Here is a 19,809-nt window from a genome sequence, read left to right on the forward strand (position 1 = left end):
TCACCTTGCGGTCGGCCCGTCCTATCAGCCATATGTCCGGAATGAGCGCATCCTCCTCCATTCCGCCCGTCCACGTCATCGGCGCCGGCCTTGCCGGCAGCGAGGCCTCCTGGCAACTCGTCCAGCAGGGCATCCCCGTGATCCTTCACGAGATGCGGCCGGCAACCAATACGGCCGCGCACCACACCGGCGACTTCGCAGAACTCGTCTGCTCGAACTCCTTCCGCTCCGACGATGCGGAGGGCAATGCCGTAGGGGTCCTTCACGCGGAGATGCGGCGAGCGGGTTCGCTTATCATCGCGACGGCCGACCGTCATCAGGTGCCAGCCGGCAGCGCGCTGGCCGTGGACCGCGGCGGCTTTTCGCAGGCGGTGACGGACACGCTGCGCCAGCACCCGCTCGTTACCGTTGAGGAAGGCGAGGTCGTAGGCCTGCCGCCTGCGGAATGGGGCAGCACGATCATCGCGACTGGGCCGCTGACTTCGCCCGCTCTGGCCGGCGCCGTGCAGGACATTACCGGTGAGGAACGCCTCGCCTTCTTCGACGCCATCGCGCCGATCGTCTATCGCGAGTCGGTGGACATGGAGGTCGCCTGGTTCCAGTCGCGCTACGACAAGGTGGGACCGGGCGGCAACGGCAAGGACTACCTGAACTGCCCGATGAACCGGGAAGAGTATGAGGCTTTCGTTGCCGCCCTCCTCTCGGCCGAAACCCTCGACTTCCGCGAGTGGGAAAAGAACACCCCCTATTTCGACGGCTGTCTGCCCGTCGAGGTAATGGCATCGCGCGGCGTGGAAACCCTGCGCCACGGACCGATGAAGCCGATGGGCCTCACCAACGCGCACAAGCCGGAGGAAAAGGCCTATGCCGTCGTGCAGCTCCGGCAGGACAACGCGCTGGGGACGCTTTATAACCTCGTCGGCTTCCAGACAAAGATGAAGTACGGCGACCAGGTTCGCGTTCTCCGGACGATCCCGGGGCTTCAGAACGCGGAGTTCGCCCGCCTCGGCGGCATGCACCGCAACACCTTCCTGAACTCGCCAGTGGTACTCGACGGCACTCTTCGACTGAAGGCGGCCCCGCATATCCGGTTCGCCGGCCAGATCACGGGCTGCGAAGGCTATGTGGAATCGGCGTCCGTCGGCCTGATGGCCGCACGCTTCGCCGCTGCCGAGTTGCGCGGCGAGGAGATCCGTCGGCCGCCCGCGACCAGCGCCCACGGCGCGTTGCTTGCCCACATCACCGGCGGGCATCTCGTGGAAGGCGGCAGCGGTCCCTCCTCGTTCCAGCCGATGAACGTGAATTTCGGGCTGTTCCCGCCGATCGACGAAGCGGTGAAGGGGCCTGACGGCAAGCGCCTGCGCGGGTCGGAGAAGGCGGTCGCACGCAAGAAGCTGATGGCGCACCGCGCGCTTGCCGACTTCGAGGGCTGGCTTCGTGACAGCCCCGAACAGCAGGCCGCCTGAGGCGGCCTTTCAGAGCCTGCGGAACCCGTAGGCCGCAGCCGCCATCCGGCTGAGAATTCGTGCATCCGCTACCGAGACGGTCTCGCCGCCGATCCGTGGACCCAGGCGTTCCACGGCGGCGAGCAGCGGCTCCACCGCAACCAGCGGCAGGAATGCGGACCGCAGGCTCCTGGGCACGCCGGCCGCTCTCGCCTTTTCCAGATGCTCACGCGCCAGCGCCACCGCGTCCTGGACAGACGCCTGCAGTGCCGGCGAGAACGGGACAGCCAGCACCTCCGCCGGCTCCATTCCGTGAGCCCGGAGAATCTCGGCCGGCAGCACCACCCGTCCCCTGGCGCGATGGTGGGCGAAACCGGCAAGTCTGCGCGCCAGCCCATAGGCCACCCCGGCATGGCCGGATGCATCGGCGATCTCGGGCCCCTTGGCGCCGAGGATCAACGAAGCGAGCTGGAACAGCGACGATTCCATCTCGCCCAGCTGCCCTTCCAGATCGGAGGGCGTGACCGGTGGGTCGGAATAAAGGTCGCCGGATCGTGCTTCGATCAGGGCGACGAACGCCGGGACGGGAAGCAGGTATTCGGCGATGGCCGGGCGCAGAGCCGTGATGACTGGGGAGCTTTCCCCCGCTCCGGCATCTGGCTGCTCCAGGGCCTGCCGCCACCATTGCAGGCGAATTTCACCCAGCGTCGGATTGGTCACCCGGTCCGGGATGTCGGCGATCTCGACGGCGAAGGCGTAGAGCGCGGTCAGCGCTTCCCGCTTCTCCGCCGGAGCGAACAGAGTGGAGTAATAACGCGGCCTGTCGCCGTTCCGCACGAGCCCGACGTTGTAATCCGGAACCTGGATTGCGGGCTCGGCCATCTCAGACCGTCAGCGCACGTTCTCGACGGCGATCAGAGCCGCCGCGACGGCCCGCTGCTCCGCCAGAAGCACGTTGTAGGTGCGAACGGCAGCACCGGTGTTCATGATGTCCGGATGCAGGCCGGCGGCATCGAGCGCCGCTTCGACCTCCCGAGTGAGCGGCACATGAGCCGCGCCCGTCCCGATCAACAGGATCTCGATATCGGCGGCTTCCTGGATCAACCGCCCCACCGAGAACCGGTCGATGCCGGAGGCCGTCTCGGCACCCCACGACTCAATCCCGCTCGGGAGCAGAAGGATCGAGCCCCGATGCGACATGTCCGCGAAGCGGAAACCGCTGTTCCCGTAGGCGTCGATGGGAGCACGGCCCGGAAATCGGGCCGGCTGGATCGAAATGCCGCCGGGACGGTCGCTCATGCCGGGACGCCCGTCTTCGGCTTGGCGGACGCCTGCTTGTCGGTAGCCGGCTTGTCCGGCTTCGGCCGCACGTGGAAGAAGATCAGCGTCGGCGAAGCGATGAAGATCGACGAGTAAGTGCCGATCAGAACGCCGAAAATCATCGCTGCGGTGAATGACCGGATAACCTCGCCGCCGAAGAAGAACAGCGCGAGCAGCGCGATCAGAGTCGTGACCGAGGTCAGGATCGTGCGTGCCAGCGTCTGGTTGGTGGACTGGTCGATCACTTCGGAAATCGACAGTGACTTGTAGCGGCGCAGCACCTCGCGCACGCGGTCGAACACGACGACCGTGTCGTTCAGCGAGTATCCGACGATCGTGAGGATTGCCGCGATACTGGTCAGGTTGAACTCGACCCGGGACACCGCGAAGAAGCCGATCGTCAGGATGACGTCGTGCACCAGAGAGGCCACCGCGCCCAGCGCGAACTGCCATTCGAAGCGGATCCAGATATAGGCCATGATCCCGACGATGGTGAGCACGACCGACATGGTGCCGGAATAAGCGAGTTCGCCGGAAACGCGCGGACCCACCACCTCGACCCGGCGGAACGTGTACTGATCCGCGCCCAGAACCGAGCGGATCTTCTGCACCGCCTGCTCCTGCGCGCCTTCCGCCCCGGACTGGGCGGAGACGCGGAGAAGCACGTCGTTCGGCGTGCCGAAGCCCTGCACCTCGACCGCGCCCAGCCCGAGCGAATCGACCTTGGAGCGAATGTCGGCGAGATCGGCGGTCGGCGCCTTGCTCTGCACCTCGATGACGGTGCCGCCCTTGAAGTCGATACCCTCGTTCAGACCCACCGTGAAAAGCAGGACCAATGAAGCGACCATCAGGACGAGCGAGACCGGCAACCCGATCTTCGCGAAGCGCATGAACGGGAAGCGCGTCCCGTCAGGAATGATTCTGAAAGGCATTGTCTCAGACCCCGATCAGATCGGCACGACCTTGGGTCGGCGCGAACGCACCCAGATCGAAACGATCAGACGGGTGACGAGAATGGCAGTGAAGAGCGTGGTGAAGATGCCGACGGCGAGCGTCACGGCAAAACCACGGATGGGACCCGAACCGAGCGCGAAGAGCGCGAAGGCGGCGATCAGGGCCGTGATATGCGCGTCGATGATCGTCGCGAAGGCTCGGCTGAAACCGGCCTCGATCGCGGAGATCGCGGAGCGGCCGAGCTTCTGCTCTTCCCGCATGCGCTCGTAGATCAGCACGTTGGCGTCCACCGCCATGCCCATGGTCAGCACGATGCCCGCGATGCCCGGCAGCGTCAGCGTCGCCTGCAGCAGGACGAGAATGCCCATGATCAGGATGACGTTCACCAGGAGCGCGATATCGGCGAAGACACCGAGAATGCCGTAGAGAGCCACCATGAAGATCGCCACGGCGACGAGGCCGATGATACCGGCGATCTGGCCGGCGCGGATGGAATCCTGCCCCAGGCTCGGGCCGACGGTGCGTTCCTCGACCACGTCGAAGTTCGCGGGAAGCGCGCCGGCGCGAAGCAGGACCGCAAGGTTCTGCGCGCTTTCCACGGTGAAGTTGCCCTCGATCTGGCCGGAGCCGCCCACGATGGCGCCCCGGATGACCGGTGCGGTGATCACCTTGTTGTCGAGGATCACGGCGAAGCGCTTGCCGACATTCTCCTGCGTCAGACGGCCGAAGATGCTGGCACCACGGGAATTGAAGCGGAAGGAAACGATCGGCTGGTTGCTCTGCGAATCGAAGGTCGGCTGAGCGTCGACGAGATCGTCGCCGGAAAGCTCCACATGCGAGTTGATCAGAACCGGCTGCTCGTTCGCCTCGGCCGGTTGCGCGATCTCGCAGCCCGCGGGCGGACGCGATTGCAGCGCCTGCTGCAGCGAACCGTCGGCACATTCCAGATGGAAGGTCATCTTGGCGGTCTGGCCGAGCACTTCCTTGAGCCGCGCCGTATCCTGCAGGCCCGGCACCTCGATCATGATGCGATCGGAGCCTTCGCGCTGGATGCTCGGCTCCACGGTGCCGAGGGCGTTGATGCGGCGGCCGAGCACGCCAAGGCTCTGATCGACGGCGGAGCGAACGCGATGATCGATGCCGTCATCCGTCAGATTGGCGGAAATCTGCCCGTTGTTCTGGCTGAGCGAGACCTCGGAAAGCGTGCCGCCGGACAGCATGCCTGACTGGATCGGCGCGGCGAGCGGCTTGAGCGCCGTCATCACCTTCTCCGCGTCAGCAGGGTCGCGCAGCGTGAACTGCACCGCCTGCCCGCGCGAGGAAAGGTTCTGATAGCCGATATGCTCGTCGCGGAGCTTCTGCCGGACGTCGTCGGTCAGCGTCTGCAGCCGGTCACGAATCAGGCTGGAGCGCTGCACCTGCAAGAGAAGATGGGCGCCGCCACGCAGGTCGAGGCCCAGAACCATCTGCTTCTTCGGCAGGAAGGACGGCCAGTTCGCGACCTGCTCCCGGGTAAAGGCGCTCGGGATGAGCACCACGATGCCGGCGAGAATGACAAGGACGATAAGGGTGATCTTCCACCGGGCGAAGTAAAGCATCAGCGGTTCCGATCAATCAGGCCGCATTGCCGGCGACCGGCTCCGCCTTGGTCCGCACCTCGGTCACCGTGGAGCGCGCGACGCGGACGCGAACGTTCTCGGCGATCTGCACTTCCAGTTCGTTCTCGTCGATCACCTTGGTGACCTTGGCGATGATGCCGCCGCCGGTGATCACCGTGTCGCCGCGCCGGATCGCCTTCAGCAGTTCGTCACGACGCTTCGCCTGCCCCCGCTGCGGACGCAGAATCAGGAAGTACATGATGACGAAGATCAGGATGAACGGAAGGAACGAGACGATCATGTCGCTCGACCCGCCAAAGCCCCCGGTCGCGGTCTGGGCAAATGCAGTAGACACCCACATTGAACGAGTTTGTCCTTTTGACGCAGCTCGACGCGGCTGCCTGAATTTCGGCGGACTATAGCCGCGAACCGCGCCATTGCAACCTTACGAAACCGCAACGGTCCGGCACTTCGCTTCCCCGGGCGAGCGGGCGCGTGTTATGCGCGGCGGTACAGAATGGAGCCGTCATGAGGAACGCATCGCCACCCCTCCACGAAACCCTGCTGCGCATCGCCTCGGCGCTGGAGCGGCTCGCTCCCCCCGCCGAGCACGTGCCCGATTTCACGCAGGCTCAGGCCTTCGTCTGGTCGCCTGAACGGGCGACGCTGCAGGCGGTGCCGAAGGTGAACCGCGTCGACCTGCCCCTGCTGCACGGCATCGACCGTTCGCGTGATACGCTTCTGGAGAACACCCGCCGTTTCGCGCAGGGCCTGCCGGCCAATAACGCCCTGCTCTGGGGCGCGCGGGGAATGGGCAAGAGCTCGCTCGTGAAGGCCGCCCACGCGGACGTGGACGCCGCCCTCCCCCCAGGGCATCCCGGGCTGAAACTGATCGAGATCCACCGGGAAGACATCGACAGCCTGCCCCGCCTGATGACGCTGCTGCGCACCCGGCCGGAGCGGTTCATCCTGTTCTGCGACGACCTTTCCTTCGACTTCGACGACACCTCGTACAAGTCGCTTAAGGCCGCGCTGGACGGCGGCATCGAGGGCCGTCCTGACAATGTCGTGTTTTACGCCACCTCGAACCGCCGGCATCTGTTACCGCGCGACATGATCGAGAACGAGCGCTCGACGGCCATCAATCCTTCGGAGGCGGTGCAGGAGAAGGTGTCGCTGTCGGACCGATTCGGCCTGTGGCTCGGCTTCCACAATTGCAGCCAGGACGAGTTCCTGGCGATGGTGGAAGGCTATCTGAGGCATCATGCCATTCCGGCTGCGACGGACGAATGGCGCCCGCAGGCGCTGGAATGGGCGACGACCCGCGGAAGCAGATCCGGCCGGGTTGCCTGGCAGTTCGTCCAGGACATCGCCGGCCGGAAAGGCGTTGTGCTCGGCTGACGCTCCGGCGCCAGCCGAAAGATCAACCTTCGGAGAGGTGCGGAAGCGGATCCACCGGGGTGGCGCCCTTCCGCAGTTCGAAGTGCACCTGCGGCGTCGTCACGCCACCGGACATGCCGGACAGAGCGACCACTTCGCCGCGATGCACCTGGTCACCGCGCTTCACCTTCAGCGTCTTGTTGTTGGCATAGGCCGACACCCAGCCATTGGCGTGGCGCACCAGGACGAGGTTGCCGTAGCTCTTCAGCTCGCTGCCGGCATAGATCACCGTGCCATCCTCGGCGGCCTTCACCGGCGTGCCTTCCGGCACGGCCAGGTTGATGCCGTCGTTCTTCTCGCCGTTGTCGCTCTTGCCGAAGCTCGCGATCACACGGCCACGCACCGGCCAGCGGAACGCATCGCCGCTGGAGCTTGAGGACGTGGCGACCTCTGCCTGCGGCTCGGCCGAGGCGACCCGGGTCTGCGCGGGAGCGGAAGGAGCCCGGACGGACGGCGCGGAAGCCGGCGCGGCGCTGGCCGAGGCGGCACCGCCGCGCGGCTCCAGCATGCGGCTTTCCTCGTCGTGGGCACCGGTCCTGGGCTCAAGACTCGCCATCTGCATCGGGCGTCCCGACACGGACTGAGCCTGCGCGCCAAGCGTGGTCGGCGGCGCGCCGCGCACCACGGGCAGCGGGGCCGTCCCAGCGGATTCGGCGGACGTCGATGCGGTGCGCGGCGCGGGAGCGGCGCTCGCCATCCGGTTGCCGGCCGACGGAGCGGTGTAGGGCGCCGGGGCGGAATAGGACGGCGCGGGAGCCGGCGGCGCATAGGTGTTCGACGCCACGCGACCCATCGGCGTGGGCAGCCCCTTGGCCGCGTAGGGACGCGGGGCGGACGGCGTGGACGAAGCCTGCGCAACCGGGGCCGGAGCGCCGTAGGACGGGCTGCTGCCGCCATAGCTGGACGGCGGGGTATATCCCGTCGGGGCCGGCAGGCTCGACGATTGGATGGTGGAGCTTTCGGCGCGCGAATAAGCGGGCCGGGCCGGAGGCGGGGGCGCCGCATCCGCGGAGGCGTAGGAATCGGCGTGGCGGTTCGCCTGGCCGGTGAGGATACGCTGCTGGTTGGGCGTGGATCCCGTGAACAGCGGCTCATTCAGCCGCATCGCGTCCGCGCTACACCCTGCACCCAGTCCCGCGAGCACAGCCACGACACTGATCCGGGCCAGTAAAGTTGTTTTTCTTGCCACCGTGAATGCCTCTGAAGGAACAGAACGCATCGATTCGCCCCGCAAAACATGATTTGATGGGACTACAGTTCATTAACGTTGAAAGATGGTTAAAGACTGCTCGCCACACCGCTCTGGGCGGCGGAAAACCGCACGCCACCGAGATCGCGCGTATCGACGCTCTGTCCCATGCGCTGAAAAAGCGTCAAACGTTGGACACCGTCCCCCGGCCCCACCGGCACGACGAGAATCCCGTTATCGGTCAATTGCGAGATCAATCGCGACGGGGCGGCGAGAACAGCGGCGCCGACAAGGATGCGGTCGAATGGCGCCTGCCGCGGCCAGCCCTGCAAGCCATCCGCCGCCACGGCACTGATATTGTTGATCCCGAGCGTCGACCAGCGCGCTTCCGCGTCCCGCACCAGGGTGCGAAACCGGTCTATGGAGGTCACGCGCCGGGCCAGCCGCGCCAGGATCGCGGTCTGATAGCCGGAGCCGGTGCCGATTTCGAGAACGCTGTGGCGGTCGCCGACCTCCAGCGCGGCCGTCATGCGGCCCACGAGCGACGGCGGCATCAGGGTCTGGCCGCAATCGATCGGGATCTCCCGATCCTCGTAAGCGACCGATTGCCACGGCGCAGGAACGAACAAGGCGCGCGGAACGGTCTCCACCGCCTTCAGCACCTTCCGGTCGGTGACGCCGAGGCCGCGCAGCTTCAACATCAGGGCCGCGATGTGAAGGGCCTGGTCGCCTTCACGGCCGCTACCGCCCTGAGCGCCGTCGAGGGCGCTGTCGAGGGCGCCGTCCTGGGTGTGGTCTGTCATGCGGGTCGCGCAGTCCGCCCCGCTGGTGGCCCGATCAGGAAAAGATGCCTGCCAGGCTTTCGCGGGCGCTGTTGTCGGTCAGATCCAGAGCCAATGGGGTAACAGAAATCCGGCGCTCGGCAAGGGCCGCCAGATCCGTGTCCTCCGGCGGCTCCTCATGCTGACGGCCGAAGCCCAGCCAGTAATAAGGCAGGCCGCGCCCGTCGGCACGCTGCTCCACGCGCACCCAGTCGGGCTTGCGCTTGCCCTGCCGGGTCACCGCGACACCCGCCACGGCAGCTGCGGGGCAATCCGGGAAATTGATGTTGTAGAGCCGTCCCTCGTGACGGGGCCCGTCCAGCAGCGAACGGATGATGCGCGGCGCATGGCTTTCGGCATTCGCCCAATGCGGGTTGCCGCGGGTTTCCGGGCCGAAGGCCTGCGACAGCGCCACGGAAGGAATGCCCAGCAGCGTGCCTTCCATCGCACCGGCGATGGTGCCGGAATACGTCACGTCGTCGGCAACGTTCTGGCCGCGATTGACGCCGGAGATCACGAGGTCCGGCTTGCCGCCGAGCACCACCTTGACGCCCATGATCACGCAATCGGTCGGCGTGCCGCGAACGGCGAAACGCGTGTCGCCCAGCTTGCGCAGCCGCAGGGGATCGCTCAGCGTCAGCGAATGCGCCGAGCCCGACTGGTCCGTCTCCGGCGCGACCACCCAGACGTCGTCCGACAGCGAGCGAGCGATTCGCTCGGCCACTTCCAGGCCCGGGGCGTCGATGCCGTCGTCGTTGGTGACCAGGATGCGCATCAGCCGATCCGGTCGAGGCCGCCCATATAGGGGCGCAGCACGTCGGGCACCGTGATCGTGCCGTCGCCGTTCTGGTAGGTTTCCATGACGGCGACCATCGCGCGGCCGACCGCCGTGCCCGAGCCGTTCAGCGTGTGGACGAACTGCGGCGCCGCACCTTCGGCCGGACGATAGCGCGCGCCCATGCGACGAGCCTGGAAGTCGCCGCAGACGGAGCAGCTGGAGATTTCGCGATAGGCGTTCTGGCCGGGCAGCCAGACTTCCAGATCGTAGGTCTTGCGCGAGCCGAAGCCCATGTCGCCGGTGCAGAGCACGACGGCGCGGTATGCCAGCCCCAGCCGCTTCAGCACCTCTTCGGCGCAGGCGGTCATCCGCTCGTGCTCCTCGATGCTCCTGTCGGCCGCGGTGATGGAAACGAGCTCGACCTTCCAGAACTGGTGCAGACGAATCAGCCCGCGCGTATCGCGCCCCGCCGAACCCGCCTCGGAGCGGAAGCTCGGCGTCAGCGCGGTGAAGCGCAGCGGCAGGTCGGCTGCGTTCAGGATCTGCTCGCGCGCCAGATTGGTGAGCGGCACCTCGGCGGTCGGGATCAGCCAGCGGCCCTCGGTCGTCTGGAACAGATCCTCGGCAAATTTCGGCAGCTGCGCGGTGCCGTAGACCGCGTCGTCGCGCACCAGCAGCGGCGGGGAAACCTCGGTATAGCCGTGCTCGGTCGTGTGCAGGTCCAGCATGAACTGGCCGAGCGCGCGCTCCAGCCGGGCAAGCTGCCCCTTGAGGAAAACGAAGCGCGCACCGGAAATCTTGGCGGCGATCTCGAAATCCATCAGCCCGGAGGCTTCGCCGAGCTCGAAGTGCTGGCGCGCACCATTGATGCGGCGCGGCTCGCCGACCCGGCGCACCTCGACATTGGCCGACTCGTCCGGGCCGATCGGCACATCGTCCAGCGGCGGATTGGGCAGGCTGGCCAGAATGCCGTCGAGTTCGGCGCTAAGGCGCTTTTCGTCTTCCTCGCCTTGCCGGATCGCGTCCTTGAGGCCGGCAACCTCGGACATCAGGGTAGCCGCCCTAGCCTCGTCCCTGGCGGCCTTGGCCTGCCCGATCTCCTTGGAGGCCGAGTTGCGGCGCGTCTGCGCATCCTGCAACGTCTGGATCGCGGAGCGCCGGCCGTCGTCCAGCGACAGGAGCTTCGCCGAGACGGGCTCGGCGCCGCGAATGGTCATTGCGCGATCAAGGGATTCGGGGTTTTCCCGAATCCATTTCATATCCAGCATGGAAGCTCCGGCCGACCTCAGACGGCGGCGTCGGCCTCCGCGCGAGCACGTTCCCGCCCCCGCTCGATATACCGCACCGCAAGAATGGAGATCTCGTAGAGAAGGTAGCAGGGGATCGCAAGGCTGCACTGGCTGATCGGGTCCGGCGGCGTGAGCACCGCGCCGGCGATGAAGGACACCACGATCGCGTATTTACGCTTGGAGGCGAGCGACGCGGCGCTCACCAGCCCTGCCCGGCCGAGCAAGGTGATGACCACCGGCAGCTGAAACACGAGGCCGAAGGCGAAGATCAGCGTCATGATCAGGCTGAGATACTCGTTCACCTTCGGCACGAGCTGGATCGACGCCTGGTTCACGCTGCCGGTCTGCTGCATTGACATGAAGAAGGTGAAGGCCAGCGGCATGACGATGAAATAGACAAGTGACGCGCCGAGGATGAAGAGCACCGGCGTCGCGATCAGGAACGGCAGGAATGCCTGCCGTTCGTTCTTGTAAAGCCCGGGCGCCACGAACTTGTAGATCTGCATGGCGATGATCGGGAACGCGCAGAACAGCGCGCCGAACAGCGCCAGCTTCATCTGCGTGAAGAAATATTCCTGCGGCGCCGTGTAGATCAGGTGGATGTTCTGCATGCCGCCGGCTGCGCGCGCATAGGGCACGACCAGCAGGTTGAAGATGTTCTCGGCGAAATAGAAGCAGATCAGGAAGGCGATGAAGATCGCCACCAGCGACTTGATCAGTCGCGAGCGAAGTTCGATCAGATGGTCGAGCAGAGGCGCCTTGGAGGCCTCGATATCGTCTTGGCTCATGCCGCGTTGCTCTCGGCCTTGGAAGAAGCCACCGGCTCCTTCGCGTTTTCAGGGGCCGGTACAGCGGCATGTTCAGGGGTCTGTTCGGAAGAACTCACCGCCGGCGCGGTGGATGCCGCCGGAGTGGAAGGGGCCGAAGCCGCTATGGTGATCTCCGGCTCCGGCGCGGCACTGTCGGGCTGCGCCAGCGGCACGGGCGTCGGTGCGGACGCGGGCTCGGCAGGCGCCTCGGGCTGCCCCGGATGAGCGCTCGCCGCGGCCTGATCGACGCCTTCCGCCCCGGTCTTCACCGGTTCGGCTTCGTGAACGGCGTCCGCGGCCGGAACGGCCGCTTCGGGCTTCGCTTCTACGGGAACGCTGCCGCGCGCCACGGATTCGACATCCTGCCGGATGGAGGCCACCGTCTTGCGCAGGTCGGCGAGATCGGCCTCCTTTTCCGCTTCGCGCAGCGCGTCGTCGAACTGTCGGCGGAAGTCGTTCGCGGTCCGGCGGACCATACCCATGGTCTTGCCGAATGCGCGGAGCGCGCGGGGCAGATCCTTCGGGCCGATCACCACCACGGCCACCACCGCGATGATCAGGATTTCGCTCCAGCCAATATCAAACATCAGCGCTTTCCCGACGCGAACTCACCGCTGCGTCTCATATCGTCTTCATCGGCCGGCGAACAGGCTTGCCTGAAAGGATCTCGCCGCTCTCGTGGTCGATGGTGGTGGGGATCGCGGGCTGGTCCGCGACCGCCTTGCGGAATCCGCGCAGCCCACGCCCGAGGTTGCCCATCATGGGCACGAACCGGCCGCGCCCGAACAGGATCGCCCCGACGGCTGCAAGGACCAGCAGCTTGGTCAAACCAAACGACATTCGATGAACTCCCGTTGCCCGATCAGGCAACATCCTGCGGGACTATGGCAAATTGCCGGATTGGCTTCAATGACGAGACCTCGCCCGGCGCCGGCTTCCTAGTCGCGGGTCGCGTCCCCGTCCGCCTCTTCTTCGCCGGCGGGATCTTCGCCATCCGCGAAGCCGGTCTGGTCGCCCTCGTCCAGCGGATCCTCGTCGGGGTGCAGTTCCTCGTCGTCTCTCGGCTCCGGCGATTGCATTCCGGCCGGAATCGCGGCCTCCAGGAGCCCTGCCCCCTTGAGCTCGGCCAACCCGGGCAGATCGGTAATCGCCTCCAGCCCGAAATGGTCGAGAAAGGCCGGCGTGGTGCCGAAGGTCACCGGCCGGCCCGGTACGCGGCGACGCCCGCGAAGCCGCACCCAACCGGTTTCCAGCAGCACGTCCATGATTCCCTTGGAGGTGCTGACGCCGCGGATCTCCTCGATCTCGGCGCGCGTCACCGGCTGATGGTAGGCGATGATGGAAAGCGTCTCCAGCGCGGCGCGGGAGAGCTTCCGCTGCTCCACCGTCTCGTGCTGAAGGAGAAAACGGAGGTCGTCTGCCGTGCGGAAGGCCCAATGCTCGCCGATCCGACGCAGCGTCACGCCACGCGCGGCATAGACCTGCTGAAGCTCCAGCAACAGCGGCCGGATCTCGATGCCCTCCGGCATGCGGCGGCCGAGCTCGGCTTCCGACAAAGGCTCGCGAGATGCGAAGAGAATCGCTTCCGCCATGCGCAGATGCAGTTTGCGCTCGGGGTTCTGCGCGCGTCCGCCGGACGAATCCCAGAGCGAGACGACGTCAGCCATCGGCGAGATCCGAGCGCGGCTGTTGGCGCCGGCGGGCAAGAAGCGGGGCGAAGGGCTCCGCCTGCTTCAGCTCGATATAGCCCTCGCGCACGAGTTCGAGGCTGGCGGAAAGAGAGCTGGCCCGTGCTGTCGCCCTGAGTTCCGGCACGGCGAGATACTGGATCAGGAACGAATCCAGCGCGGTCCAGTCGTTCATGTCCCCGATGAAGCGCATCAGGTGGTCGCGGGCATCCTGCAAGGAGAAGACCTGCCGGCGCGCGACACGAACGAAGCTGACGAACTGCCGCTGGCGTTGTGCGCCGTAGGCTTCCAGCAGATCGAAAAGACTTGCCTGCCAAGTCAGCGTCCGCGTCGTGGAAAGCGCCTCCGGCAGGCCGCGTCCGAAGACGTCGCGACCGAAAAGACTGCCCTCCATCAACTGCGACGCCGCGCCGCGCATCGCTTCCAGGCGACGCAGACGAAAAGCCAGCCGCGCCGCCAGTTCCTCGCCTGACGGCTCCTCGTCGTCCTGCTTTTCCGGCAGGAGCAGGCGAGACTTGAGATAAGCGAGCCACGCCGCCATCACGAGATAGTCGGCGGCGATCTCCAGCCTGAGCCGGCCGGCTTCCTCGATGAAGGTCAGATACTGCTCGACGAGGGCCAGAACGGAGATCCGGGTGAGATCGACCTTCTGGTCGCGGGCCAGCGAAAGCAGCAGGTCGAGCGGACCTTCGAAGCCCTCGACGTCCACGACCAGCGTTTCTTCCGGCGCCGGCGTCATGAAACGGCGGCCATGCCGAGAAGTTCGTCGAGCCGCGCCTCGGCCGCCTTGCGATCGACGGGCGCCGGTTTGCGGATCGCGACAAGCGCCGCGTCCGTGCGGCGCAGGCCATCGCCGGTCAGTTCCGGCACAGCTTCGGCCACCTCGATCATCTCGGAGAAAACCCCGCTGCAATGCAGGACGAGATCGCAGCCGGCTGCCAGCCCGCGCCGGGCCCGCTCCGTCAGGCTGCCTGAAAGCGCACCCATGTTGAGATCGTCCGTCATCAGGGCGCCATCGTAGCCGATTCGGCCCCGGATGACCTGATCCACCACCTTGCGCGACAGCGTCGCCGGGGCGTCCGGGTCGACAGCGGAGAAGACCACATGGGCGCTCATGGCGAGCGGGATATCCGCGCCGAGCTGACGGAAAGGCTCGAAATCCAGCCGGTCCAGTTCGTCGATGGACGCATCGACGGTCGGCAAAGCCTTGTGGCTGTCCACCCCTGCCCGACCGTGCCCCGGCACATGCTTCATGACCGGCAGGACACCGGCGCTCATCAGGCCATTCACCGCCGCACGACCGAGAGCGGTGACCGCTTCGGGCGTCGTGCCATAGGCTCGGCCGCCGATGACGGCATCGCTGCCGGGCGCGGGCACGTCCAGCACCGGCAGGCAATCGACGTTGACCCCCATGCCGATCAGGTCGAGCCCGATCAGTTGCGCGCCGAGCCGGGCGGCTTCCAGCCCGGCCGGCCGGTCGCGGTCATACAGGTCGCCATAGACGCGGGCGGCGGGATAGGCCCGAAAATGCGGCTGGCCGATCCGCTGGACCCGCCCGCCCTCCTGGTCGATCAGGATCGGCGCATGCTCGTCGCCGAGCGCATCGCGCACGGCGTCGGACAGCTTTCGGACCTGGTCGGGGTTCTCGGTGTTGCGACGGAAATAGATGACGCCCCAAGGCCGCACGGCTGCCAGAAAGGCGCGCTCATCCTCGCCGAGCTGCGTTCCCGACAGCCCGAAAATCACCGCACGTGACGCCACTCGAGATTCCCCGCCTTATCGCGTGATGAAGCAGCTGCCGCCGGCGGCCTTCAGCTTCTCGCAAAGATCCACCGCTCCGTCGCGACCGGAGAACGGCCCGACGCGCACGCGATAGAAGGTGCCCTTGTCGCCGAGATCGGTCCTGGCCACGCTCGTATGCTGCTTGCCGAGCACGGACGCGTAGCGCTTGGACAGCATGGCCATGGCGGATTTGGCATCGGCCTCGACCTTGCGGGAGCTGAGCTGGACGAAGAAGCCGTTCCCCACGGGCGCAGGCGCAGCCTCGGACTGGGCGCGGGCGATGTGCCGGTCGGGCGCCGCCTGTGCGGTGTCCGGCTGGGCCGGCGCGGGCTCCGCCGCATCGGCCTGCGCGTCGGGCGTCGCAGGCTGCGCAAAGGTCGCGGCCGCATCGGGTGCGGGCGCTGCCGTCGCATTTGCCGGCTCGGGCGCAGGGCTCGCGGCCGGAGCCTTGGCGCTCGCAGTCACGATCGTGCCATCCGGGCGCACGGTCACCGTGCGAACCTTGCGAGGTCCGATCGTGTCCGGGTCGGGATTCTGCCCAGACGGAGCATTGCTGGCCGAGATCTCGCCGCCGAGACCGCCGCCATTGGCGTCGCTGGACGCCGCGAGCGCTGCCTGCTCGTTCGGCTCCTCGGCATTGTCGACGATCTTTTCGTTGGTGGGCGGCGCAACACCGGCCACACGGTCGTAGACCGCCTGCCCCGTTGCGTTGTCGGCCTTGGCGTCAGCCTTTTCCGGTTCCACCTTCACCGCGCCGTCCTGCGGCTTGATGATCGGCGGAACGCCGGAGATGGAGGCGACTTCGTCCTTCGCGCCATGAAGGAAGTAGGCGGCCGCACCGACGACCGCGACGAACACGACCGCCGCGGCGATCACCAATCCTGTTGCCGGACGGCGCGCCGCGTGGCGCTCCTGGAACTCCGGGTGGAAAGCCGCCGATTCCTCGGCCGGCATCTCCACCGAATAGTGGTCGGCCTCCGGCGAGAACTGCGCCTCGTCCCCATACTCGTGGGCGTAGCGCTGGTCGTCGTAATAGCCGTCGTCCTCGTAACCATGAACGTCCTGCTCGACCGGATAACGGGCGTCGGCATGCACCTCCTCGCCTTCCGGCGGAAAGTGTGCGTAGGCGACGGCCGGCTCACCGTAATCGTATTCCTGCCCGGCCGGCTCCCGGTCGTCGTACTCGGCCGGACGCGCGGCCTGGTAGTGACCGCCTGCCGCCGTGCGGGCCGCGCCGGTCCGCGCATTCACAGGCCGGGGCGCGTTGCCCTCCAGCGTGTCTTCCATCTCGCGCATGATGTCGCTTTCGAATTCCGGCGAGAACGGTTGCGGCTCGGCCCGGGCCGGGCCGTCCCGGTGAAACCGGCTGGCGATGCCGCGATGGCCGGAGCCGGGCTCGCCGTCGGCCGAAGCGGCCCGACCTGCGAGACCGTTGCCTCGGAATGGATTCAGCTTACCCTCAGCCATGCAGCTGACCTCTCGTTTCGCTGCGGACGCATGCCTGGGTCACAGCGAATCTCAGTGCATCTCATCGGGCGCCTGAACACCCAGTATTTCAAGCCCGGATCGAACGACCGTGCCGAGCGCACTCACCAGTGCCAGGCGCGCCAGAGTTAACTCTCTTTGTTCAGGCTTAATAAAGCGTAATTGCGGCGAGTCCTTGCCGCGGTTCCAATGGGCATGGAAGGCGCTGGCGAGGTCGTAAAGGTAGAATGCTACCCGATGCGGCTCCTGCGCTTCCGCCGAAAGCTGCACCAGACGCGGCCAGTCCGCCATCAGGCGAATCAGTCCGCGCTCGCCCTCGTCTTCCAGAAGGGTCAGGTCGGCCTTCGCCAGTTCCGTCGGGCGGAGATCCAGATCGGATATCTCTTCCTTGGCCTGCCGCCGGACCGAGGCGGTGCGTGCATGGGCATACTGAACGTAGAAGACCGGATTGTCCTTGGACTGTTCCGTCACCGTCTGGAAGTCGAAGTCGAGCGGGGCGTCGGCCTTGCGGAACAGCATCATGAAGCGAACGGCGTCGCGGCCCACTTCCTCCACGACCTCGCTCAGCGTGACGAGATCGCCGGAGCGCTTCGACATGCGCACGGGTTCGCCGGCCCGGAAAAGCTTCACGAGCTGGCAGAGACGGATTTCGAGCTCGGCCTCTCCGCCGCTCATCGCCGTCACGGCCGCCTTCATGCGCTTGACGTAGCCGCCATGGTCGGCGCCCAGGACATCGATCATGTCGCGGAAGCCGCGCAGATACTTGTCGTAGTGATAGGCGATATCGGACGCGAAATAGGTGTAGCTACCATCGGACTTCAGCAGCGGACGGTCCACGTCGTCGCCGAACTCGGTGGAGCGGAACAGCGTCTGCTCGCGGTCTTCCCAATCGTCCGGCAGCTGGCCCTTGGGCGGCGGCAGCGTGCCCTGGTAGACCAGCCCACGATCGCGCAGCGCCTGCACGGCCTGCGCCACGCGGTCATGCCCCTCGGCGCGGAGCGAGCGCTCGGAATAGAACACGTCGTGGCTGACGCCGAGATCGGCGAGATCGTTGCGGATCATCGACATCATGGCCGAGATCGCCCGATCGCGCACCTCCGGCAGCCATTCGGACTCGTCCTGCGCCAGCAGCTTATCGCCGAACTCGTCCTTCAGCGCCTCGCCCACCGGCTTCAGGTAGTCTCCGGGATAGAGGCCGCGCGGGATCTCGCCGATATCCTCGCCCAGCGCCTCGCGGTAGCGGAGGAAGGCGGAGCGGGCGAGCACGTCGACCTGCCCGCCGGCATCGTTGATGTAATATTCGCGCGTCACGGCGTGGCCGGTGGCCGCCAGCAACGAGGCGATAGCGTCGCCCACCACCGCGCCACGGCAATGGCCCACATGCATCGGACCGGTCGGGTTGGCCGAGACGTATTCCACGTTGACCGGCTTTTCGGCGCCCACCTCCGAATGGCCGTAAGCGGTGCCGCTGGTCAGGATCGCCGCGAGCTGGCGCGCCCAGAAGGCATCGGACAGCCGGAGATTGATGAAGCCGGGGCCGGCGATCTCGACGGCCACGACGTCCTCGTCCTTTTCCAGGATCATGCCGAGTTCGACGCCGAGTTCGCGGGGCTTCAGGCCCAGCGGCTTGGAGAGGACCAGCGCCGCGTTGGTGGAGACATCGCCATGGGCGCGATCGCGCGGCGGCTCCACCCCGACGCGGTCGATCAACCCGGCGTCGACCTCCCGGCCTTGCTCGGAGAACAGGGTGTGAAGCGCGGCGCGGACGCGCTGCTCGAAGTCGGAAAAGAGGTTCATGCGTGTTCCCGCCACGCAGCCCGCCTCGGCGGTACCGGAAGCTGGCTGTCGCGGATGCTCTAGAGTCCCCGGAGCGCCTAACCCAGATCGGGAGTCTCGTCAAACAAGCGGCGATGCTCCGCGACGGCGTAACGGTCCGTCATTCCCGCGATATAGTCCGCGACCCGGCGCGCGGTACGGAAACCGTCGCCGTCCAGATTGCGCGACCAATCCTCCGGCATCAGCTCCGGCTCGGCGTGGAACCGCTCGAAGAGATCGGCCACGAGCGCCTCCGCCAGCGGCACCGGACGCATCACCTCGGAGCTGCGATAAAGCTCGCGGTAAAGGCAGGTCTTCAGCTCCGCTTCCGCCGCCGCCATTCCGACGGAAAAGCCGACAAGGGTGCGCCCGGCGGCCCGCACGTCCTCAAGGCTGGCAATGCCCGCATCCGCTATCCGCCGGCCGGTTTCCGCGATCACGTCCTCGATCATCACCGTGATCATGCGGCGTATCAGTTCGTGCGTCGTGCGGGCGGGCTCCAGCCCCGGATATTCCCGCGCGATCGCCGCGAGGATCCGTCCGGTCACCGGCCATCCGTCGAGCTCGCCGAGAGACAGGAGCCCGGCGCGCAGGCCGTCTTCCACGTCGTGGGAATCGTAGGCGATATCGTCGGAGATCGCCGCGACCTGCGCCTCCAGGCTGGAGCAGGAGGCGAGATCGAGATCGTGCCGGGACTGATAGGCGCGGATCGCATAAGGCAGCTCCGCCTCGCCCCGGTGCCTTCCATGCGGCCCCAGCAGCGGACCGTTATGCTTCACCAGCCCTTCCAGCGTTTCCCAGCTGAGGTTCAGCCCGTCGAAAAGCGGATAGCGGCGTTCCAATTGCGTCACGATGCGGAGGCTCTGCGCATTGTGGTCGAAGCCCTCGAAGGCCGCGAGCGAGCGATCCAGCGCGCGCTCGCCGGCATGGCCGAAGGGCGTGTGGCCGAGATCGTGCGAGAGTGCCAGGGCTTCGGCGAGATCCTCGTCCAACCCCATCGGACGGGCCAGCGAGCGGGCGATCTGCGCCACCTCGATCGTGTGGGTCAGGCGCGTGCGGAAATGGTCGCCCTCGTGATGCACGAAGACCTGCGTCTTGTGCTTCAGCCGGCGAAAGGCGTTGGAATGGACGATGCGGTCGCGGTCGCGCTGGAACGGAGAACGCAGGCCGCTGTCGGGCTCGGGAAAAAGCCGGCCGCGCGAATTGCGGGGATCGGCAGCGTAGGGCGCGCGCCAACGCTCTCCATATCTCAGAACATGATCCGGCAGGCTCGTCATCGCAGCCTTCCCGCCCTCCGCTGGACCTCTTGCGCCCGGCGCGATCCGGTAACCCGGTTCCCGCCGATTGACTCGCAGCCTGCCGGTTCTTAGCTATCGTGGGACGTGGGGCCAAGCGG

Annotated in this window: 18 protein-coding genes and 1 pseudogene; 2 read left to right on the forward strand and 17 right to left on the reverse strand. The window is 66.7% G+C overall.

Annotated elements, in window-relative coordinates:
- Positions 1 to 41: 41 nt before the first annotated feature.
- Positions 42 to 1,466 (forward strand): methylenetetrahydrofolate--tRNA-(uracil(54)-C(5))-methyltransferase (FADH(2)-oxidizing) TrmFO, encoded by a 1,425-nt coding sequence (gene trmFO / locus BMY25_RS04370; protein ID WP_092495390.1) that lies wholly within the window; start codon positions 42 to 44, stop codon positions 1,464 to 1,466.
- A gap of 9 nt (positions 1,467 to 1,475) precedes the next feature.
- Here the strand turns inward: trmFO and BMY25_RS04375 are convergent, their stop codons facing one another.
- The 4 genes and pseudogenes from BMY25_RS04375 to yajC all read right to left on the reverse strand — a co-directional run bounded on the left by BMY25_RS04375 (position 1,476) and on the right by yajC (position 5,678).
- Entirely contained in the window at positions 1,476 to 2,327 is an 852-nt protein-coding gene (locus tag BMY25_RS04375; RefSeq protein ID WP_092495391.1) for a phytoene/squalene synthase family protein, read from the reverse strand.
- Positions 2,328 to 2,336: 9 nt separating this feature from the next.
- Positions 2,337 to 2,744: an Mth938-like domain-containing protein gene (locus BMY25_RS04380; RefSeq protein ID WP_092495392.1), complete on the reverse strand. Its 408-nt coding sequence runs from the start codon at positions 2,742 to 2,744 to the stop codon at positions 2,337 to 2,339.
- A pseudogene (secD, locus tag BMY25_RS21420) lies at positions 2,741 to 5,317 on the reverse strand (protein translocase subunit SecD). The gene BMY25_RS04380 and the pseudogene secD overlap by 4 nt, the downstream one beginning before the upstream one ends.
- Before the next feature lie 16 nt (positions 5,318 to 5,333).
- On the reverse strand, positions 5,334 to 5,678 hold the full coding sequence (gene yajC / locus BMY25_RS04390) for a preprotein translocase subunit YajC (RefSeq protein WP_092495393.1): 345 nt from the start codon (positions 5,676 to 5,678) through the stop codon (positions 5,334 to 5,336).
- 167 nt (positions 5,679 to 5,845) lie between these two features.
- On the opposite strand from yajC, the gene BMY25_RS04395 reads away from it, so the two are divergent.
- Positions 5,846 to 6,718, forward strand: coding sequence for an ATP-binding protein (locus tag BMY25_RS04395; protein WP_092495394.1), 873 nt, complete (start codon positions 5,846 to 5,848; stop codon positions 6,716 to 6,718).
- Positions 6,719 to 6,740: 22 nt separating this feature from the next.
- Here the strand turns inward: BMY25_RS04395 and BMY25_RS04400 are convergent, their stop codons facing one another.
- The 13 genes from BMY25_RS04400 to BMY25_RS04460 all read right to left on the reverse strand — a co-directional run bounded on the left by BMY25_RS04400 (position 6,741) and on the right by BMY25_RS04460 (position 19,690).
- Positions 6,741 to 7,862 carry a murein hydrolase activator EnvC family protein gene (locus BMY25_RS04400; protein WP_143061876.1) on the reverse strand — a complete coding sequence of 374 codons (1,122 nt, stop codon included), beginning with the start codon at positions 7,860 to 7,862 and terminating at the stop codon, positions 6,741 to 6,743.
- Between the two features lie 173 nt (positions 7,863 to 8,035).
- A complete protein-coding gene (locus tag BMY25_RS04405) occupies positions 8,036 to 8,749 on the reverse strand; it encodes a protein-L-isoaspartate(D-aspartate) O-methyltransferase (protein WP_092495396.1) in 714 nt (237 codons plus the stop codon).
- A gap of 34 nt (positions 8,750 to 8,783) precedes the next feature.
- Entirely contained in the window at positions 8,784 to 9,542 is a 759-nt protein-coding gene (surE, locus tag BMY25_RS04410; protein WP_092495397.1) for a 5'/3'-nucleotidase SurE, read from the reverse strand.
- The gene (gene serS, locus BMY25_RS04415) at positions 9,542 to 10,813 is read right to left on the reverse strand and encodes a serine--tRNA ligase (RefSeq protein ID WP_092495398.1); all 1,272 of its coding nucleotides are present in this window, start codon (positions 10,811 to 10,813) and stop codon (positions 9,542 to 9,544) included. Before serS ends, surE begins: the two co-directional genes overlap by 1 nt.
- A 17-nt stretch (positions 10,814 to 10,830) precedes the next feature.
- On the reverse strand, positions 10,831 to 11,622 hold the full coding sequence (tatC, locus tag BMY25_RS04420; protein WP_092495399.1) for a twin-arginine translocase subunit TatC: 792 nt from the start codon (positions 11,620 to 11,622) through the stop codon (positions 10,831 to 10,833).
- Positions 11,619 to 12,230, reverse strand: coding sequence for a Sec-independent protein translocase protein TatB (gene tatB / locus BMY25_RS04425; protein ID WP_092495400.1), 612 nt, complete (start codon positions 12,228 to 12,230; stop codon positions 11,619 to 11,621). The genes tatC and tatB overlap by 4 nt, the downstream gene beginning before the upstream one ends.
- Positions 12,231 to 12,264: 34 nt before the next feature.
- Positions 12,265 to 12,483: a twin-arginine translocase TatA/TatE family subunit gene (locus BMY25_RS04430; RefSeq protein ID WP_177176702.1), complete on the reverse strand. Its 219-nt coding sequence runs from the start codon at positions 12,481 to 12,483 to the stop codon at positions 12,265 to 12,267.
- A gap of 98 nt (positions 12,484 to 12,581) precedes the next feature.
- Complete coding sequence (gene scpB / locus BMY25_RS04435) at positions 12,582 to 13,310, reverse strand: SMC-Scp complex subunit ScpB (protein WP_092495615.1); 729 nt, start codon at positions 13,308 to 13,310, stop codon at positions 12,582 to 12,584.
- Positions 13,303 to 14,070 (reverse strand): segregation and condensation protein A, encoded by a 768-nt coding sequence (locus BMY25_RS04440; RefSeq protein ID WP_092495402.1) that lies wholly within the window; start codon positions 14,068 to 14,070, stop codon positions 13,303 to 13,305. The genes scpB and BMY25_RS04440 overlap by 8 nt, the downstream gene beginning before the upstream one ends.
- Positions 14,067 to 15,092 carry a beta-N-acetylhexosaminidase gene (gene nagZ, locus BMY25_RS04445; RefSeq protein ID WP_092495403.1) on the reverse strand — a complete coding sequence of 342 codons (1,026 nt, stop codon included), beginning with the start codon at positions 15,090 to 15,092 and terminating at the stop codon, positions 14,067 to 14,069. Before nagZ ends, BMY25_RS04440 begins: the two co-directional genes overlap by 4 nt.
- Positions 15,093 to 15,107: 15 nt before the next feature.
- Positions 15,108 to 16,580, reverse strand: a complete 1,473-nt coding sequence (locus BMY25_RS04450) for an SPOR domain-containing protein (RefSeq protein WP_092495404.1) — start codon at positions 16,578 to 16,580, stop codon at positions 15,108 to 15,110.
- Between the two features lie 51 nt (positions 16,581 to 16,631).
- Complete coding sequence (argS, locus tag BMY25_RS04455; protein ID WP_092495405.1) at positions 16,632 to 18,395, reverse strand: arginine--tRNA ligase; 1,764 nt, start codon at positions 18,393 to 18,395, stop codon at positions 16,632 to 16,634.
- 77 nt (positions 18,396 to 18,472) lie between these two features.
- Positions 18,473 to 19,690, reverse strand: coding sequence for a deoxyguanosinetriphosphate triphosphohydrolase (locus BMY25_RS04460; protein ID WP_092495406.1), 1,218 nt, complete (start codon positions 19,688 to 19,690; stop codon positions 18,473 to 18,475).
- Between the last annotated feature and the right edge of the window lie 119 nt (positions 19,691 to 19,809).

Source organism: Faunimonas pinastri, assembly GCF_900110915.1.
Taxonomy (GTDB): domain Bacteria; phylum Pseudomonadota; class Alphaproteobacteria; order Rhizobiales; family Afifellaceae; genus Faunimonas; species Faunimonas pinastri.

Bases quoted from the DNA above. Each gene is read 5' to 3' on its own strand.
- trmFO (WP_092495390.1), top strand. From the start codon at position 42: ATGAGCGCATCCTCCTCCATTCCGCCCGTCCACGTCATCGGCGCCGGC.
- BMY25_RS04375 (WP_092495391.1), bottom strand. From the start codon at position 2,327: ATGGCCGAGCCCGCAATCCAGGTTCCGGATTACAACGTCGGGCTCGTG.
- BMY25_RS04380 (WP_092495392.1), bottom strand. From the start codon at position 2,744: ATGAGCGACCGTCCCGGCGGCATTTCGATCCAGCCGGCCCGATTTCCG.
- yajC (WP_092495393.1), bottom strand. From the start codon at position 5,678: ATGTGGGTGTCTACTGCATTTGCCCAGACCGCGACCGGGGGCTTTGGC.
- BMY25_RS04395 (WP_092495394.1), top strand. From the start codon at position 5,846: ATGAGGAACGCATCGCCACCCCTCCACGAAACCCTGCTGCGCATCGCC.
- BMY25_RS04400 (WP_143061876.1), bottom strand. From the start codon at position 7,862: ATGCGGCTGAATGAGCCGCTGTTCACGGGATCCACGCCCAACCAGCAG.
- BMY25_RS04405 (WP_092495396.1), bottom strand. From the start codon at position 8,749: ATGACAGACCACACCCAGGACGGCGCCCTCGACAGCGCCCTCGACGGC.
- surE (WP_092495397.1), bottom strand. From the start codon at position 9,542: ATGCGCATCCTGGTCACCAACGACGACGGCATCGACGCCCCGGGCCTG.
- serS (WP_092495398.1), bottom strand. From the start codon at position 10,813: ATGCTGGATATGAAATGGATTCGGGAAAACCCCGAATCCCTTGATCGC.
- tatC (WP_092495399.1), bottom strand. From the start codon at position 11,622: ATGAGCCAAGACGATATCGAGGCCTCCAAGGCGCCTCTGCTCGACCAT.
- tatB (WP_092495400.1), bottom strand. From the start codon at position 12,230: ATGTTTGATATTGGCTGGAGCGAAATCCTGATCATCGCGGTGGTGGCC.
- BMY25_RS04430 (WP_177176702.1), bottom strand. From the start codon at position 12,483: ATGTCGTTTGGTTTGACCAAGCTGCTGGTCCTTGCAGCCGTCGGGGCG.
- scpB (WP_092495615.1), bottom strand. From the start codon at position 13,310: ATGGCTGACGTCGTCTCGCTCTGGGATTCGTCCGGCGGACGCGCGCAG.
- BMY25_RS04440 (WP_092495402.1), bottom strand. From the start codon at position 14,070: ATGACGCCGGCGCCGGAAGAAACGCTGGTCGTGGACGTCGAGGGCTTC.
- BMY25_RS04450 (WP_092495404.1), bottom strand. From the start codon at position 16,580: ATGGCTGAGGGTAAGCTGAATCCATTCCGAGGCAACGGTCTCGCAGGT.
- argS (WP_092495405.1), bottom strand. From the start codon at position 18,395: ATGAACCTCTTTTCCGACTTCGAGCAGCGCGTCCGCGCCGCGCTTCAC.
- BMY25_RS04460 (WP_092495406.1), bottom strand. From the start codon at position 19,690: ATGACGAGCCTGCCGGATCATGTTCTGAGATATGGAGAGCGTTGGCGC.